1 pseudogene is annotated in these 281 nt (G+C 41.3%); it reads left to right on the top strand.

Features of this window, described 5'->3' with window-relative positions:
- Positions 1–74 precede the first annotated feature (74 nt).
- Positions 75–281 (top strand): annotated as a pseudogene (locus AACR11_RS29875) (hypothetical protein); the annotation flags it as partial.

Genomic DNA, 281 nt, shown 5'->3' on the forward strand with positions numbered 1-281 from the left:
ATGTCAGCGCAAGTTTAAGATGTCACATTCAGTGTAGAATTTGTACCTTAGGATTTTTTGTTTAAGGTGCAGGAATGCTGCTGATAATTAGCGCTAGAGAGCTGTCAAAGCTCGAACTTATTCAACATGTTTGTGATAAACACATTCGCCAAATTGACGACACAACAAGCGCAATCATGCACATGTACTTTTGTGAGTCTGAATCAACATTGTCCTACATGACAGCAACGCGCCAGTACATCGATAAGCACGGTAAGCCAGTTGCGTTCTACACCGATAAA

The sequence above is a fragment of the Vibrio sp. L85 genome (genome assembly GCF_963871815.1).
Taxonomy (GTDB): Bacteria; Pseudomonadota; Gammaproteobacteria; order Enterobacterales; family Vibrionaceae; genus Vibrio; species Vibrio harveyi.